A 684-nucleotide genomic window follows, 5' to 3' on the forward strand; every position below is an offset into this window, starting at 1 on the left:
GGCTCTTTGTCAACTGTAGTGGGTTGAAAAAAGCTAACATCTGGAGAGGACGATCGTCGTTCTCTCCATTTTTATATTCAGAGCGATAAAAATTCGTTTCTTAAAGTTTTCAAAGTTCCGAAAACCAAAAGCATTTCGCTTGATAAGTTTGATGAGATTATTCGTCGCTTCTAATTTTGCGTTGGAATAGGGTAACTGAAGGGCATTGACGATTTTTTCTTTGTCTTTGAGAAATGTCTTAAATACAGTCTGAAAAAGAGGATGAAGCTGCTTCAGATTGTCCTCAATGATTCCGAAAAATTTTTCAGTCTCTTTATTCTGAAAGTGGAAAAGCAAGAGCTGATAGAGATTATAGTGGTGTTTCAAGTCTTCTGAATAGCTCAAAAGCTTGTCTAGAATTTCTTTATTGGTTAAGTGCATGCAAAAAGTAGGGCGATAAAAACGTTTATCGCTAAGTTTACGGCTATCCTGTTGAATGAGTTTCCAGTATCGCTTGATAGCCTTGTATTCATGAGACTTTCGATGAAACTGATTCATGATTTGGACACGCATACGACTTGTAGCACGGCTTAAATGTTGGATAATATGGAAACGATCTAGAACGATTTTAGCACACGGAAAAAGCTGGTTAGCCAAGGCATAATAAGGACTAAACATATCCATAGTAATGATTTTCACCTGACA

1 protein-coding gene is annotated in these 684 nt (G+C 36.8%); it reads right to left on the reverse strand.

All coding sequences use genetic code 11. The annotated features are described in order from the left end of the window. Positions 1 to 33: 33 nt before the first annotated feature. Positions 34 to 684: ISL3 family transposase (locus tag QM959_RS09550; protein ID WP_414372862.1), on the reverse strand; the 651-nt coding region annotated here is incomplete at its 5' end.

It is taken from the genome of Streptococcus mitis (assembly GCF_047459985.1).
Taxonomy (GTDB): Bacteria; Bacillota; Bacilli; order Lactobacillales; family Streptococcaceae; genus Streptococcus; species Streptococcus mitis_DZ.